The following is a 15307-nucleotide window of genomic DNA, read 5'->3' as shown; positions in this document are numbered from 1 at the left end:
ATTTCCACGCCTTCCGGTAACTCGATTGTTCCTGTTACGTCAGTTGTACGGAAATAGAATTGTGGACGATAACCTTTGAAGAATGGAGTGTGACGTCCACCTTCTTCTTTTGATAATACGTAAACTTCTGATTCGAAATCTGTGTGTGGAGTGATTGTACCTGGTTTCGCTAACACTTGACCACGTTCNATTTCTTCACGTTTTGTACCACGTAATAATGCACCGATGTTTTCACCTGCACGACCTTCGTCTAACAATTTACGGAACATTTCTACACCGGTTACTGTGGTTTTCGCAGTTTCTTTGATACCTACGATTTCTACTTCTTCACCTGTACGNATNACACCNCGTTCTACACGTCCTGTTACTACGGTACCACGACCTGAAATTGAGAATACGTCTTCAATTGGTAACAAGAATGGTTGGTCTACTGCACGTTCCGGTTCAGGAATGTATGTATCCAAGTAGTTTGCTAATTCAAGAATTTTTTCTTCCCANNNNGNNTCNCCTTCTAANGCTTTTAATGCTGAACCACGTACGATTGGAGTATCGTCACCTGGGAAATCATATTGTGATAGAAGTTCACGAACTTCCATTTCTACTAATTCTAATAACTCTTCGTCATCTACCATATCGCATTTGTTTAAGAATACGATGATGTATGGTACGCCTACTTGGCGTCCTAACAAGATGTGTTCACGAGTTTGTGGCATTGGACCGTCTGTCGCTGCTACTACTAGAATCGCTCCGTCCATTTGCGCCGCACCGGTAATCATATTTTTTACATAGTCGGCGTGTCCCGGACAGTCAACGTGTGCATAGTGACGTGTTGGAGTATCGTATTCAACGTGTGAAGTGTTGATGGTGATACCACGCGCTTTTTCTTCCGGCGCGTTATCGATTTGGTCAAATGCACGAGCTGCACCACCGTAGTGTTTTGCTAATACGGTTGTGATTGCTGCGGTTAAAGTTGTTTTACCATGGTCAACGTGGCCGATTGTACCCACGTTTACGTGCGGTTTTGTACGTTCAAATTTTTCTTTAGACACGATAATTTCCTTTTTAAATTAAAGTCTGCAACCCACTAATGGGCTGCAGTTGTTACAATTATTTTGCTTTGCGAGCTTCAATTACTGCAGTTGCTACGCTAGCTGGTGCTTCAGCATACTTCAATGGTTCCATTGAATAAGAAGCACGACCTTGAGTTTGTGAACGAAGATCTGTTGCATAACCAAACATTTCTGATAATGGTACTTCTGCATTAATCTTAGTAACAAATTCATTGCTTTCTTGACCATTTACAAGAGCACGACGACGGCTTAAGTCACCGATAACGTCCCCTACGTATTCAGCAGGAGTTTCTACTTCTACTTTCATAATTGGCTCAAGTAATACTGGATTTGCTTTAGCAAACGCTGCTTTAAATGCAATTGATGCTGCTAATTTAAATGCCAATTCTGATGAGTCCACATCATGGTAAGAACCGAAGTGTAAACGTACACCGATATCAACTACTGGGTAACCTGCTAATGGACCAGCTTTAAGTTGTTCCTGAATACCTTTATCAACAGCTGGAATATATTCACCAGGGATAACACCACCTTTGATTTCGTTGACAAATTCGTATCCTGGACCTTCCGGATCCAATGGGTACAAGTCGATCACAACGTGACCGTATTGACCACGACCACCAGATTGTTTTGCGTGTTTACCTTCAACATCGTTAACACGAGTACGAATAGTTTCACGATAAGCAACTTGTGGTTTACCGATATTCGCTTCTACTTTGAATTCGCGACGCATACGGTCAACGATAATATCCAAGTGTAATTCACCCATACCAGAAATAATAGTCTGACCTGATTCTTCATCTGTGTGAACACGGAATGAAGGGTCTTCCTGAGCCAAACGACCTAATGCTAAGCCCATTTTTTCTTGGTCAGCTTTAGTTTTTGGTTCTACTGCAACAGAAATAACTGGTTCTGGGAATTCCATACGTTCAAGGATAATTGGATTATCCGGATCACATAATGTGTCACCAGTTGTAACTTCTTTCAAACCGATTGCAGCAGCGATGTCACCTGCACGAACTTCTTTAATTTCTTCACGTTTATTAGCGTGCATTTGAACGATACGACCAAAACGTTCACGTTTTTGTTTTACTGAGTTCATCACAGTATCGCCTGAATTTACCACGCCTGAGTAAACACGGAAGAATGTTAAGTTACCAACAAATGGGTCAGTTGCAATTTTGAATGCCAATGCTGAGAATGGTTCATCATCGCTTGCGTGGCGTTCACCTTCAGTTTCATCAAGGTTAATACCTTTAATTGCAGGAACGTCTGTAGGTGCCGGTAAATAATCTACCACTGCATCTAACATTGCTTGTACACCTTTGTTCTTAAATGCAGAACCGCAAGTGATAAGAATGATTTCATTCGCTAATACACGTTGACGTAATGCTGCTCTAACTTCTTCTTCAGTTAGTTCTTCACCGCCAAGGTATTTTTCCATTAATTCTTCAGAAGCTTCTGCTGCTGATTCAATTAAGTTTTGGTGCCATTCATCCGCTAAGTCTTTTAAATCAGCCGGGATATCTTCATAAGTGAAAGTCATACCCTGATCAGCTTCATTCCAGTTGATCGCTTTCATTTTAAGAAGATCAATAACACCTTTAAAGTTATCTTCCGCACCAATCGGTAATTGGATTGGCACAGCAGTTCCGCCTAAACGGGTTTTGATTTGTTCAACAACACGTAAGAAGTTTGCACCTGTACGGTCCATTTTATTTACAAACGCAATACGAGGAACGCCGTATTTATTTGCTTGACGCCATACAGTTTCTGATTGAGGTTGAACACCACCTACCGCACAGTAAACCATTACCGCACCGTCAAGAACACGCATTGAACGTTCTACTTCGATAGTAAAATCCACGTGTCCCGGAGTATCGATAATATTGATACGGTGTTGTGGGAATTGTTTTGACATACCTTGCCAGAAGCAAGTTGTTGCCGCAGAAGTAATGGTAATACCACGTTCTTGTTCTTGTTCCATCCAGTCCATGGTAGCTGCACCATCGTGCACCTCACCGATCTTATGACTTATACCGGTATAGAAAAGAATACGTTCTGTGGTAGTTGTCTTACCTGCGTCGATGTGAGCACTAATACCGATATTACGATAGCGCTCAATAGGAGTAGTACGTGCCACGATTATTTCCTCTCGCTAGGCTTAAAAAAGTTAAACCAGCAAGCCCTAATAAGGCTTGCCGCATAATAAATGAAATTACCAACGGTAATGTGCAAATGCTTTGTTAGCTTCTGCCATACGATGAACGTCTTCACGTTTCTTCACTGCAGCGCCTTTATTTTCAACCGCATCTGACAACTCGTTCGCAAGACGCAATGCCATAGATTTGTCACCACGTTTACGAGCTGCTTCTACAATCCAACGCATACCTAATGCGTTACGACGGACTGGACGAACTTCTACTGGTACTTGGTAAGTAGAACCACCAACACGGCGAGATTTAACCTCTACAGTAGGACGAACATTTTCTAATGCTGCTTCAAACGCTTCCAAATGGTCTTTGCCAGTTCTTTGCGCTAATGTATCTAAAGCAGTATAAACAATTTTTTCAGCGATAGATTTTTTACCATCTACCATTAAAACATTAATAAATTTTGCAAGTAATTCTGATCCGAACTTTGGATCTGGAAGAATCTTGCGTTGACCAATCACACGACGACGTGGCATGGTTTTTTCTCCGTATATTAAATCTTCAGGTTATCCAAAACTCTATTTCTGGAGTCTTGTATGCTATCTATGTTCTAAATTAAACGTTTGGCCTTACTTAACGGAGAACCATTAAGCTTTAGGACGTTTCACGCCGTATTTAGAACGACCTTGTTTACGATCTTTAACGCCTGCGCAGTCTAATGCACCGCGTACGGTGTGGTAACGCACACCTGGTAAGTCTTTAACACGACCGCCACGAATTAATACAACGGAGTGTTCTTGTAAGTTATGACCTTCACCACCGATGTAGGAAGTTACTTCATAACCATTAGTTAAACGAATACGGCACACTTTACGTAATGCTGAATTCGGTTTTTTAGGTGTAGTTGTGTACACACGAGTACACACGCCACGTTTCTGCGGGCAAGCCTCTAATGCAGGAACGTTGCTTTTTACAACCTTTTTCACACGCGGTTTGCGTACTAATTGGTTGATAGTTGCCATTAAAAAGCTCCAGTTTAAATAAAATTATTCACTATTGAATGTTAAATTAACCCCATTCCATAGAAGAATGGACGATGAATTCTATTCTTTAACGATGACTATGTCAAGATTTTGCACAATTAGAATTTAGAGATTAATTTGAGGGTAATAATCCTCGGTAATCTGCACAGTTTGAGATAAATTGATACATTTTGCATTTGTGGTTATTTTACTCAAAACAGGCGCAATGCCTCGAGCAGCCACATCATTTTCCAATAACAAATACTGCGCCAATTGATTAAATAATGTCGGATATTTCAATGGTAATAACACGCCGTCCTGCCATAATAAAACCATATCTTGCGCCGTTAATTGTTGAAAAATTTGCTGTAACCATTGAATATCATATTGGCGATTGGCAAAGGTATAAAGCATAGCATTCCTTAAAATGTTAAGATTTTTTCTGCTTGCTGCAGCCGTTTAAAAAAGTTTTCATTATCCAGTACTACCACAGGCAAAGATAACGCCTCTTTTGAGCATTGATAACGTTTTAAATCTTCTTCACAAACAAAGCATTGTTCAATTTCATATAGCATTAATAATTTGCTCATTGCCACCGTATCTTTTTGTAACACAGCATCCGCCTGTTGCTGTTTTAATAAAGACAATATGCCGTCATTCCAGAAAAACACGGCAATTTCATTTTCATCACAGTAAGCAGACATCGCCAATAATGCATCAAGACCTTCTCTTACTTTGCTACTGCCATAAGGCGGATGGGTAAAAATAAATGCAACTTTCATAACGAATTATTAAAAAGTAATGACTCGATCAACGGTTAAAACTGCTTGGCTGAATTCACCCAATCCGGTAAGCATAAACCCTTCTGCTAAATTATTTTGTGTTCCATCTGACGAACTTACTTCATCAACAACACCTCGACGTTGCGATGCGGCGATACATAGATTTAACGCAAATTGGTGTTGTTTTGATAGCTGCTGCCACTGCTTTACTAAATTGATTTCGTCATTAGCGGGATAAACAAATGCATTGCCATTTGTTACCCCCGACTGGGAAAAAAACACTTGATCAATAGTATGACCGGCTTGAAGCAATGCTTGTGCAAACTGATAAGCAAGATAACTTGCTTGCGAACCGTAAACAGGTTGCGTAACGGAAAGCAAATAGCGCATTATTTTAATTCATCCTGCTTAATCTGGCGAATATATAAATAGACAGTATGGCGAGAAATTTCCAACCTTTCCGCCACCTGATTAATGGCATCTTTTATATCGAAAATGCCTTTCTCAAATAATGAATGAACGATCTGTTTATTCTTATTATTGTTCGACACATTGCGATCATTGGTAACATCTTCGATGGTCTGTTCAACCGTTTGTGCCACCAACTCTTCCACTGATGAAGCAAAATTAACTTCTGAAGAACTCTCTTCCTGTTCGTGTGTCGGTATAAATCCTTGTACAAATTCCGCCACCGGCACATTCAAATTAATATTAATACACAATAAACCGATAATACGTTGTTGCGGATTTCGAATGGCAATGCTGATGGATTTCATCAAACCATTAGTTTTGGCTCGTGTGAAATAGGGTTGCGAAACGCTGTCTGTTTTCATTTGATGCAATGAGCGCAATGCCAAATCTGTTAATGGTGAACCTACTTTACGATTGGTATTATGACCGTTGGCAATACAAATAGCAGAGTGCTTCAAATTTTCCAAAGAATGAAGCACTATCTCACAATGTCCGCCGATTAATGCCGCAATGCCCTCCACCACAGGAATATAAGATTGAATAATATCATGATCTTCTTTACTAAATGGCTGTTGTTCCTGTAAAAAAATATCATCGTCTAAATTCATCGCTATTGCCTTCCATACTGTACATTAATGCACTCTATTATTAATCCTTAAACTAAGAACGGACATTGCTGTCCGTTTCTTACTTATTTTATTGTTTTAACAACTAAATTACTTGCTGTTTGATTTCACATCTAATAATTCAATATCAAAAATCAAGGTTGAATTTGGTGGAATCTGACCGGTTTGCTGATCTCCGTAAGCTAAATTCGGTGGCAATACCAACTGAATTTTACCGCCTTTTTTGATTAAACCGATTCCTTCAACCCATCCCGGAATAAGCTGTCCCAATTGAAACTCAATCGGCTGATTACGTTTATAAGAACTGTCAAATTCAGTACCGTCAATCAATTTCCCACGATAATTCACTTTTACCGTATCATTTTCTGTCGGTGAAGCACCTTCACCCATTTTTTCTATACGATAAAGAATTCCACTTTTTGTCTGTTTTACATCTTTTTCTTTCGCATATTTTTCGCGATAAACTTTACCTTTTTCTTCATTCTCTTTCGCAACTTTTTCCAACTCTACCTGAGTCGCTTTTGTTAATTGCGCATCCAATTCTTGCAACTGCTTTTGTAGCACTTCATCTGAAAGTGTTGTTTTTCCCATTAAGGTATCGCGCACGCCATCCAAAATTTTATTATTGTCATATTCGATCAAGGATTTCTGCCCATCCAAAGATTGTTGAATGTTTTTACCTAAAAATACACCGATGGCATAAGAAGATTGTTCGATAAACTTTTTATCTTTTAATTGGGAATCTTCCGCAAAACTATGGCTGCTCATTGCAAACAACACAAAACCGGAAAGAAAGGCAAGTTTTTGAATAGATCGCATAATTATTTGTTCTCCATAAGAAAATAATAGATTTTTACTGCCATAAAAATTTTGTTGAATAGATTAAAATGATTTAAGAAAATATACAATATATATTTAAAATTTAAACGAAATTATTAACTTTTCCCTATACTTTTTCAGAATTTCGCATAACTGTTCAAAGTAATAATGCAAAGCAAGTTACCCAAGAGGCAAATAATGAATCAATTTGATTATTTAATCGCAAGAATGGATGAGCTGGAAACAAAAGTCGCTTTTCAAGAAAACACGATTGAACAACTTAACCAAGCCTTGATTGAACAACAATTCATCATCGATAAAATGCAATTACAGCTTCGTTATCTCGCACAAAAACTAAAAGATGTGCAACCATCCAATATCGCAACCCAAGCGGAAGAAACGCCACCACCACATTATTAACTATCAAAAAGATAAGAAAAAACCTCTGCAATCAACAGACGCAGAGGCTTTTTCAGGCTATAATCCGCTATTCGTCATCTTTCAACGGAACAACCAACATATCAACGTTAATGTTGTTCATTACTTGACGAGTTGAGGACATTAATTTACTCCAGAAATCCTGGTGATGTCCGACAATAAGAATATCAACATCATATTTGCTTACGGCATCAGCCAACACTGTACCAAGATCGCCATTACCGCATAATGTTTCGGTAATCGGATAACCTGCTTGTTTTGCCAATTCAACAAGGGCATCGTGAGTTTCATCGGAAATACGATCTTGCATAGAAGACATATTTACATCGATTAACCCGGTATAGAGGTCGGAAAAATTAACATCTACGTGAATAATAGAAAGTTTAGCTCCATTGTTTTTGGCTACTTGAACAGCTTTAGCCAGTAAAACATTACTTTCTTCAGAAAGGTCTACTGCGACAAGAACGTGCTTATACATAATGATTCCTCCATTTATAATCAGCTAATCGAATAAGCTATGATGTTATACTAACATTAAAATTAAGTGAAAAATTTGCGGTTGATCACGCTATTAAAAATCCAATACAAATTAATTCTAAAATGGAGTATTTAATGACAACAAAATTAGAAAAATTTGCTGAAATTATCGCTAAATTGCGCGACCCGAATGGTGGTTGCCCTTGGGATCTGGAACAAACCTACCAAACAATGCCGCCTCACATCCTTGAAGAGGCATATGAGGTTGTCGGAGCCATTAATCAAGATGATCGCAAAGAATTAAAAGAAGAACTTGGTGATTTATTGATGCAAGTCGTATTTTTAAGCCAATTAGCTCAAGAAGAAGGCGCATTTACGCTTGATGATGTCATTGATGGTATTACAGACAAAATTATCCGTCGTCATCCACACGTTTTCGGCGAAATTAAAGCCGAAAACAGCGATGAAGTGCTGAAAAATTGGGAAAATATCAAACAGCAGGAACGTTATCAAAAAGAACAATTTTCTATTTTGGATAATGTGCCGATAGCACTTCCTTCTTTGCTTCGTGCCGCTAAATTGCAAAAGCGTTGTGCAAAAGTAGGTTTTGATTGGTCGGAATTGGAGCCGACAATACAAAAAGTTGAAGAAGAGTTGCAGGAAGTCCGCGATGAAGTTTCAAAACAACCACAAAATCCTCAAGCAATAGAAGAGGAGATCGGCGATCTGCTCTTTGCTAGCGTTAATGTTGCACGCCATTTGAAACTTAATCCTGAAGAAGCTTTACGCAAAGCGAATTTGAAATTTGAACGCCGTTTTCGTCAAGTTGAACAAAGCATTCTGGCATCCGGTCGTCAACTGGAACAAGTCTCTTTAGCAGAAATGGATTTAATTTGGGATCAAGTCAAACAACAAGAAAAACAAGAGGATCATTAATTTATTATGTTATTAAATCGCATTTATAGCTGGTTTGAGCAGCGGCTTAATCCTTATCCGGATGAAATGCCCGAAGTGCCGAAACACGGATTGATCAAATTTATTTGGTCCTGTACCGAAGGAATGCGCGGTTGGATTTTATTGCTCACCATTATGGTTATCGGGATCGGCGCAATGGAAGCAATTTTATTCCAGTTTATGGGAGTGTTGGTGGATTGGTTATCACAATATTCACCACAACAATTATGGCAACAAAAACAGTGGCAATTAATCGCAATGGCAGCGTTAATGCTGTTCAGCATTCTTTGGTCATTTGTCGCCTCTAACATTCATCTGCAAACGCTACAAGGCGTTTTCCCAATGCGGCTGCGTTGGAATTTTCACCGTTTAATGCTGGGGCAAAGTTTAGGTTTTTATCAAGATGAATTTGCCGGACGTGTTTCTGCAAAAGTAATGCAAACGGCACTGGCGGTACGCGATACGGTTTTAACGCTGTCTGATGTAATGACCTATGTGATGGTCTATTTCATTACTTCCGGCGCGGTGCTAATTGCATTGGATGGTTGGTTTGTGCTGCCTTTCATTATCTGGTTAGTGCTGTTTGTGGTGATTCTGAAAATTTTTATTCCGAAATTAGCATACACTGCGGAACGTCAAGCCGATGCCCGTTCCTTAATGACCGGTCGAGTCACCGATGCTTACGCCAATATTACGACCGTCAAACTCTTTTCCCACGGTTTACGCGAAGCCGGTTATGCTAAACGCTCAATGCAAGAATTTATGGTAACGGTGCACGCACAAATGCGCTTGGCAACCTCTTTAGAAACGCTCACCTATTTAACCAATATTCTATTAACGCTCAGTACCGGGCTGTTAGGATTATGGTTATGGAGCAAAGGCAGCGCCGGCGTTGGTGCGATTGCGACTGCAATTGCGATGGCTTTGAGAGTGAATAATCTTTCTCGTTGGATTATGTGGGAAGCGGCTCGTCTGTTTGAAAATATCGGTACGGTAAATGATGGTATGCACACACTCTCCAAACCACATACAATTGTTGATAAACCCAATGCGACTGATCTTGTGGTACAGCAAGGTGAAATTAAATTTGAACATATCAATTTTGCGTATGAAGCGGATAAACCATTGTTAACCGACTTTAATCTCACTATTAAACTGGGCGAAAAAGTGGGCTTAATCGGTCGTTCCGGAGCGGGTAAATCCACTATCGTCAACTTGTTATTACGTTTTTATGAAGCGAATCAAGGCAATATCACTATTGATGGTCAGAATATTTGTGATGTCCGTCAAGAGAGTTTGCGCAGTCAGATCGGCTTGGTTACGCAAGATACCTCATTATTACACCGTTCTGTACGTGAAAATATTGTTTATGGCAGACCTGATGCCAGCGAAGAGGAAATTATCTCAGCGGCGGAACGTGCCGAAGCAGCTGGGTTTATTCCAACGTTAAGTGATGCACAAGGTCGCCACGGTTATGACGCTCACGTTGGTGAACGAGGTGTTAAGCTTTCCGGAGGGCAACGTCAACGCATTGCTATCGCTCGTGTAATGTTAAAAGATGCACCAATTTTATTATTGGATGAAGCAACTAGCGCATTGGATTCCGAAGTTGAAGCCGCCATTCAAGAAAGTTTAGATAAAATGATGGAAAATAAAACCGTTATTGCCATTGCTCACCGTCTTTCCACGATTGCGGCGATGGATCGCCTAATTGTGCTGGATAAAGGTCATATTGTGGAACAGGGAACGCACAGCGAATTATTGGCTCAAAACGGACTTTATGCCAAATTGTGGAAACATCAAAGCGGTGGTTTCCTTAGCGAAAATTAAGGCATTTCGCATTTTTAACCAACAGAAACAACAGAGGGCTTAACAACGCCCTCTGTTTTCTTTTCTATCCGTTAAAATTACGGTTTTTTGCACTGCGTAATAATATCCAACTCTTTCTTATATACCGATGTATTCGGGTTCATATCCATTAAACCAAATAAGGTGCTATATAAATTATCGTGTGAATAAGATTGTTGCTGAGCATTTCGTTCTAGACAATCGAAATCAATATTTTCATTCTGCCTAAAGCGATCTGAAAACCACATTATCATTGGAATACGCGTTTGCTGTTCCGGTGCAATCGCATATGGTGTACCGTGTAAATAAACGCCATTTTCGCCTAGTGATTCGCCGTGATCGGACAAATAATAAACCGCCGCTTCTAACTCCGGATGCGCCTCAACTTTCGCAATGACCTTATCTAAAAATTGATCGATATATAAAATTCCATTGTTATAGGTGTTCACTAATTGTTCATTGCTACATTTCTGAATTTCATTGGTATCGCAAGTCGGGGTAAAACGGCGGTACTGTTCGGAATAACGCTCATAATAAGTTGGGCCGTGACTACCAATTGTATGCAAAACTAGCACTGTGTCTTTATGCGTTTTTTTAATTACATCATCAATATACGATAATAAAATATTGTCCAAACATTCACCATCCTTACAATACTGAGGATCATTGGTTGCCGTAATATCTTTATTCAGAACACGTTCACATACTCCCTTACAACCGCTGTCATTATCTAACCAGATCACTTCTACACCAGCACGCTGCAACACATCCAAAATATTATCTTGATGAGATGCCTTAACTGCATCATAACCATCTCTTCCCATACCCGAAAACATACAAGGCACTGAAAGTGCGGTCGCTGTACCACAACTGGAAACATTTCTAAAATTAATAATCTGTTTTCCTCGTGCCGCCAATAACGGTGTCGTTTGTGGTTGGTAACCGTTTAACCCCCAATTTTGCGCTCGGGTGGTTTCTCCAACAACCAATACAGTAAAGTGGCGATAATCATCTGGTTTTTCTTGCGCAGCATCCAAGCCTAATTGTGTGTACTGCATATTCGCTTCACGAATGCGTTTAATCTCATTAATGCCAGCACTGATAAAATTAGAGGGTACAATTAATGCCGGCACACTCTTGTTATTTCGCACAAATCCGGCGTAATCCTGATAGAAAACTTTTGCAATACCAACAATTACCACTGCTGAAAGCACAATTAAACCGATCCGGTAACCAATTTCTTTATACCAAACACGATAATCAACTCTTACCCATAAATATAATAGTGCCGGCACGACACCAAAGCCGACAATCCAAGCAATATAAGGCAATGTCATCATTCTGGAACTTTCAGCAAAATTGGTCTGCAACACATTTTCCAACATATCAGTTGTAAAATAGACATCTAGAAAAACTTCACTATAACCAATCGCTGCACTGATGATCAGCAACGCCGGCATAATCACCTTATGCAATAACGGTAGTGCTAAAATTTGAAATACCGCATTTAGCACAAAAAAGACAAAGAACGGAACAGTTAATAAAAAGTAATCTCCTGCTGCACCGGTAAAAGGATGAATGGTAAGCACTTTGGCATAAAATGCGTAATTTAAGATCAGCGTAAAATAGAGTGCAACCAAACCAATTAAGGTGGACGATCGCATTGACAATGCTATTTTCTGCATAAACAAAAAATTCCTCATCTAAATAAATCAGCCACGCTTTGACAATGTTTTAAATCCAATAGTTCTGTTGCAGAATAAAAAAACTGCACACGATGGTGCAGTTTTTTCAAGGAGGGAGATAAAATTATTGTCCTTCGGACACGACTCTCGGGAAGAAAATCTCATTTTCGAAATAAATATGCTCGTGAAGATCGGCAATAAATTTCTCAATACCGCTGTAAAGTGCTTGCCAAGTGCCACAGGCTCCCTCCGGCAGCGTTAAATTACGCGTTAAAGTTAATAATGTTCTCACATCTTCTTCCGCTTCATCGTGTTCCGCCAACATTACTTGAATCGGCATTCTTGCCATTGCATATTGACCGGCTTTAATCATTTGGAACAAAATCTGCTCTTCTTTCCGCATATGCATATCAAGATCTTGATAAATTTTATCTAAAATAGAAGCACTGCCAGCCGGGCAATTTGGACTGTCGGCGTGAACCTGTTCAACGGTTTGCGCCAATTTAATTAACTCCGGCAACTGTTGACGATGACGTTGGTGATAACCGTTTTCCACAAAAGAAATCACTTCGTGATAATCTGCCGTACGCCATTTTTGCACATCTGCATCAGAAAAATAATTTTGTTGAGACGCTGCTGTCATAAATCTCTCCTCAGAGGTTATAAGGGTAATATCTGACTAAAATGGTAAGGTTTACTCCTCGTAAAAACAATTACCCGATATGGTAGATTTCTTTTACAGCTTAAAATAACCACTTTGCTAAACGATATTTTGCTTATTTCGATAAATAAAATCGGTGAAATTAGCCGTTCTCTCTCTTTTTCGAGTACAATAGCGGTGGTTTTGGTAAGTAAATATTTAACTGTTGATAGGTGTTTTGTGACTATTTTTCAAAATCTTATTGTTATTGTTGCTTTAATTGCCGCTTCAAGTTTTCTTTCCATTTCAGAAATTTCGATTGCCGGTGCACGTAAAATCAAATTAAAACTGCTTGCGGAAAGTGGCGATGAGCGAGCAAATAAAGTATTGTTTTTACAAGAAAATTCAGCTGATTTTTTTGCTGCCTCGCAAATCGGCTTAAATGCGGTTGCTATTTTAGGCGGGATTTTGGGCGAATCTGCGTTTCGCCCCTATTTTGTCGGCTTGGTTGAAGAGTTTTATCAGGGAGAATGGGCGGAAACTATCGGATTTACCTTATCATTTTCGTTGGTAACTTCTCTCTTTATCATTTTCGCTGATTTAATGCCTAAGCGAATGGCAATGATTGCACCGGAGAAAATTGCAGTAACATTGATCCATCCGATTAATATTTTTATTCTGATCTGCAAGCCTTTTACTTGGATCATCAATGCCATTGCCAATACTATTTTTCGGCTTTTCAAAATGAATATTAACCGCGAGGATAACATTACTTTTGATGATATTTCGGCGGTTGTGGACGCAGGTGCACAGGCGGGTGTATTACAACAACAGGAACATCACTTCATTGAAAATGTGTTTGAATTGGAAGAACGCACCGTGCCATCCAGTATGACCACACGAGAAAATGTGGTCTATTTCACATTAAAAGAATCCGAACAAAGTATTCGCCAAAAAATTGCTGATTATCCATATTCTAAGTTTTTGGTTTGTAACGAAAATATTGATCAGGTCATTGGTTATGTCGATACCAAAGATATTTTGGTGAAAATTTTAAATAATCAATCAATGATCCAACTTAATGAATCGACCATTCGTAATGTTTTGATTATTCCGGATACATTAACGCTATCGGAATTATTAGACCGTTTCCGTGCAACCAAAGAGAAATTTGCCGTCGTAATGAACGAATATGCATTAGTGGTTGGCGTTATTACATTATCCGATATTATGATGACGGTAATGGGAGATTGGGTTGCGCCGATTGAACAGGATCAACAAATCATTAAACGTGATGAAAATTCGTGGTTAATCGAGGGTTCAACGCCGATTGAAAACGTAAAACACGCTTTATCCATTGATACCGACTTTCCGGAATGGGAAAACTACGAAACCATCGCCGGCTTTATGATGTATCGTCTAAGAAAAATTCCACGCCCAGCGGATGCGGTTGAATTTGAAGGATTTAAATTTGAAGTTGTCGATATTGACCACTATAAAATCGACCAGCTATTAGTCACTCGAATCACACCACCACCGTTGGAAATGAAAGAAATTAGCGAATAATCGGTTAAAATGCCTACATCCTCGTAGGCATTTTTTCTATATTCTATTGATAATTTGACAGTTCAATTAAATTACCATCGGGATCACGTAAATAAATAGAACGAATTTTTCCAACCGCACTGGTACGCTCTACAATCCCCTCTTCAATACTTAAATGCTGCTCTTTTAAATAATCTAACACCTGTTCTAACGGCTCAGACACAATAAAGCAGAGATCCGCACTTCCAGCCTGCACTTGTTTAGCCTTTGGCTCAAATTCCTTTCCTAATTGGTGCAAGTTAATTTTTTGTTGTCCAAACTGCAACGCCACTCTACCACCCAAAAATAACTGCTTCTTCATTCCCAATTTTTGATAAAACGCCACTGAAACATCAATATCTTTAACGGTTAAAACCAAATGATCCAAATGCGTTATGTTGAGCATAGTTTTTCCTTACATTGAGTCTAAAATCTAAAGAAAAGCCCTATCCAAACGTGATCTGACCCCGAAAAGTTAGACTGTTATTTTAAGGACTGAATTCTGTATTGAACAGGGCTCAGTCCATTTAATTTTAATTGTATTCTTTCCTCATTGTAATAACGAACATATTCTTTGATAACAGATTCAAGTTCTTCAATGTTTTCGAAAGTTTTGCCATAAAAACATTCCACTTTCATCCGACCAAAGAAACTCTCCATCGCGGCATTATCTAAACAATTGCCTTTCCTTGACATACTCTGCACAATATTGTGCTCAGCTAATAACTGTTGATAACT

Annotated in this window: 18 protein-coding genes; 4 read left to right on the top strand and 14 right to left on the bottom strand. The window is 39.2% G+C overall.

From position 1 onward, the window contains the following. The 9 genes from tuf to fkpA all read right to left on the bottom strand — a co-directional run. Nucleotides 1-1049, bottom strand: a 1049-nt coding sequence (gene tuf / locus A3EO_RS0109230; protein ID WP_018346920.1) for an elongation factor Tu, incomplete at its 3' end; no start/stop codon positions are given. 58 nt (nucleotides 1050-1107) lie between these two features. Further along, nucleotides 1108-3213, bottom strand: a complete 2106-nt coding sequence (gene fusA / locus A3EO_RS0109225) for an elongation factor G (RefSeq protein WP_013745729.1) — start codon at nucleotides 3211-3213, stop codon at nucleotides 1108-1110. Between the two features lie 75 nt (nucleotides 3214-3288). Continuing rightward, nucleotides 3289-3759 (bottom strand): 30S ribosomal protein S7, encoded by a 471-nt coding sequence (gene rpsG / locus A3EO_RS0109220; RefSeq protein WP_013745730.1) that lies wholly within the window; start codon nucleotides 3757-3759, stop codon nucleotides 3289-3291. Between the two features lie 111 nt (nucleotides 3760-3870). Continuing rightward, a complete protein-coding gene (gene rpsL, locus A3EO_RS0109215; RefSeq protein ID WP_013745731.1) occupies nucleotides 3871-4245 on the bottom strand; it encodes a 30S ribosomal protein S12 in 375 nt (124 codons plus the stop codon). 126 nt (nucleotides 4246-4371) lie between these two features. Next, nucleotides 4372-4659 carry a DsrH/TusB family sulfur relay protein gene (locus tag A3EO_RS0109210; protein ID WP_018346919.1) on the bottom strand — a complete coding sequence of 96 codons (288 nt, stop codon included), beginning with the start codon at nucleotides 4657-4659 and terminating at the stop codon, nucleotides 4372-4374. A gap of 8 nt (nucleotides 4660-4667) precedes the next feature. Further along, nucleotides 4668-5027: a sulfurtransferase complex subunit TusC gene (tusC, locus tag A3EO_RS0109205; protein ID WP_018346918.1), complete on the bottom strand. Its 360-nt coding sequence runs from the start codon at nucleotides 5025-5027 to the stop codon at nucleotides 4668-4670. A 9-nt stretch (nucleotides 5028-5036) separates the two neighbouring features. After that, a complete protein-coding gene (tusD, locus tag A3EO_RS0109200) occupies nucleotides 5037-5417 on the bottom strand; it encodes a sulfurtransferase complex subunit TusD (protein ID WP_018346917.1) in 381 nt (126 codons plus the stop codon). Continuing rightward, nucleotides 5417-6106, bottom strand: coding sequence for a helix-turn-helix transcriptional regulator (locus tag A3EO_RS0109195; protein WP_018346916.1), 690 nt, complete (start codon nucleotides 6104-6106; stop codon nucleotides 5417-5419). Before A3EO_RS0109195 ends, tusD begins: the two co-directional genes overlap by 1 nt. A gap of 108 nt (nucleotides 6107-6214) precedes the next feature. Continuing rightward, entirely contained in the window at nucleotides 6215-6943 is a 729-nt protein-coding gene (gene fkpA / locus A3EO_RS0109190) for an FKBP-type peptidyl-prolyl cis-trans isomerase (RefSeq protein ID WP_013745736.1), read from the bottom strand. Between the two features lie 198 nt (nucleotides 6944-7141). Here fkpA and A3EO_RS0109185 point away from each other — a divergent pair, with 198 nt between their 5' ends. After that, entirely contained in the window at nucleotides 7142-7363 is a 222-nt protein-coding gene (locus A3EO_RS0109185; RefSeq protein WP_018346915.1) for a SlyX family protein, read from the top strand. A 67-nt stretch (nucleotides 7364-7430) separates the two neighbouring features. Here A3EO_RS0109185 and uspA read toward each other — a convergent pair whose 3' ends face one another. Further along, a complete protein-coding gene (gene uspA, locus A3EO_RS0109180; protein WP_013745738.1) occupies nucleotides 7431-7859 on the bottom strand; it encodes a universal stress protein UspA in 429 nt (142 codons plus the stop codon). A 134-nt stretch (nucleotides 7860-7993) separates the two neighbouring features. On the opposite strand from uspA, the gene mazG reads away from it, so the two are divergent. Beyond that, complete coding sequence (gene mazG / locus A3EO_RS0109175; protein ID WP_018346914.1) at nucleotides 7994-8794, top strand: nucleoside triphosphate pyrophosphohydrolase; 801 nt, start codon at nucleotides 7994-7996, stop codon at nucleotides 8792-8794. A gap of 6 nt (nucleotides 8795-8800) precedes the next feature. Continuing rightward, nucleotides 8801-10642 (top strand): ABC transporter ATP-binding protein, encoded by a 1842-nt coding sequence (locus A3EO_RS0109170; protein ID WP_018346913.1) that lies wholly within the window; start codon nucleotides 8801-8803, stop codon nucleotides 10640-10642. A gap of 77 nt (nucleotides 10643-10719) precedes the next feature. On the opposite strand, the gene A3EO_RS0109165 is transcribed toward A3EO_RS0109170, so the two are convergent. Together A3EO_RS0109165 and A3EO_RS0109160 are read right to left on the bottom strand one after the other, a co-directional pair. Continuing rightward, a complete protein-coding gene (locus tag A3EO_RS0109165) occupies nucleotides 10720-12345 on the bottom strand; it encodes a phosphoethanolamine transferase (RefSeq protein WP_018346912.1) in 1626 nt (541 codons plus the stop codon). Nucleotides 12346-12469: 124 nt separating this feature from the next. Beyond that, the gene (locus tag A3EO_RS0109160) at nucleotides 12470-12988 is read right to left on the bottom strand and encodes a hemerythrin domain-containing protein (protein WP_018346911.1); all 519 of its coding nucleotides are present in this window, start codon (nucleotides 12986-12988) and stop codon (nucleotides 12470-12472) included. A gap of 237 nt (nucleotides 12989-13225) precedes the next feature. Between A3EO_RS0109160 and A3EO_RS0109155 the strand changes: the two genes are divergently transcribed. After that, nucleotides 13226-14551: a polyamine export protein PaeA gene (locus A3EO_RS0109155; protein WP_013745749.1), complete on the top strand. Its 1326-nt coding sequence runs from the start codon at nucleotides 13226-13228 to the stop codon at nucleotides 14549-14551. 43 nt (nucleotides 14552-14594) lie between these two features. Here the strand turns inward: A3EO_RS0109155 and A3EO_RS0109150 are convergent, their stop codons facing one another. After that, nucleotides 14595-14975, bottom strand: coding sequence for a VOC family protein (locus A3EO_RS0109150; protein WP_018346910.1), 381 nt, complete (start codon nucleotides 14973-14975; stop codon nucleotides 14595-14597). Nucleotides 14976-15052: 77 nt separating this feature from the next. Then, nucleotides 15053-15307: IS3 family transposase (locus A3EO_RS0109145; protein WP_018346909.1), on the bottom strand; the 255-nt coding region annotated here is incomplete at its 5' end.

The sequence above is a fragment of the Gallibacterium anatis DSM 16844 = F 149 genome (assembly GCF_000379785.1).
GTDB lineage: Bacteria > Pseudomonadota > Gammaproteobacteria > Enterobacterales > Pasteurellaceae > Gallibacterium > Gallibacterium anatis.
Note: the sequence above shows the minus strand (reverse complement) of the source record. Positions and strands in the feature narration are given on the sequence as shown.

Bases quoted from the DNA above. Each gene is read 5' to 3' on its own strand.
- rpsG (WP_013745730.1), bottom strand. From the start codon at position 3,759: ATGCCACGTCGTCGTGTGATTGGTCAACGCAAGATTCTTCCAGATCCA.
- rpsL (WP_013745731.1), bottom strand. From the start codon at position 4,245: ATGGCAACTATCAACCAATTAGTACGCAAACCGCGTGTGAAAAAGGTT.
- A3EO_RS0109210 (WP_018346919.1), bottom strand. From the start codon at position 4,659: ATGCTTTATACCTTTGCCAATCGCCAATATGATATTCAATGGTTACAG.
- tusC (WP_018346918.1), bottom strand. From the start codon at position 5,027: ATGAAAGTTGCATTTATTTTTACCCATCCGCCTTATGGCAGTAGCAAA.
- tusD (WP_018346917.1), bottom strand. From the start codon at position 5,417: ATGCGCTATTTGCTTTCCGTTACGCAACCTGTTTACGGTTCGCAAGCA.
- A3EO_RS0109195 (WP_018346916.1), bottom strand. From the start codon at position 6,106: ATGAATTTAGACGATGATATTTTTTTACAGGAACAACAGCCATTTAGT.
- fkpA (WP_013745736.1), bottom strand. From the start codon at position 6,943: ATGCGATCTATTCAAAAACTTGCCTTTCTTTCCGGTTTTGTGTTGTTT.
- A3EO_RS0109185 (WP_018346915.1), top strand. From the start codon at position 7,142: ATGAATCAATTTGATTATTTAATCGCAAGAATGGATGAGCTGGAAACA.
- uspA (WP_013745738.1), bottom strand. From the start codon at position 7,859: ATGTATAAGCACGTTCTTGTCGCAGTAGACCTTTCTGAAGAAAGTAAT.
- mazG (WP_018346914.1), top strand. From the start codon at position 7,994: ATGACAACAAAATTAGAAAAATTTGCTGAAATTATCGCTAAATTGCGC.
- A3EO_RS0109170 (WP_018346913.1), top strand. From the start codon at position 8,801: ATGTTATTAAATCGCATTTATAGCTGGTTTGAGCAGCGGCTTAATCCT.
- A3EO_RS0109165 (WP_018346912.1), bottom strand. From the start codon at position 12,345: ATGCAGAAAATAGCATTGTCAATGCGATCGTCCACCTTAATTGGTTTG.
- A3EO_RS0109160 (WP_018346911.1), bottom strand. From the start codon at position 12,988: ATGACAGCAGCGTCTCAACAAAATTATTTTTCTGATGCAGATGTGCAA.
- A3EO_RS0109150 (WP_018346910.1), bottom strand. From the start codon at position 14,975: ATGCTCAACATAACGCATTTGGATCATTTGGTTTTAACCGTTAAAGAT.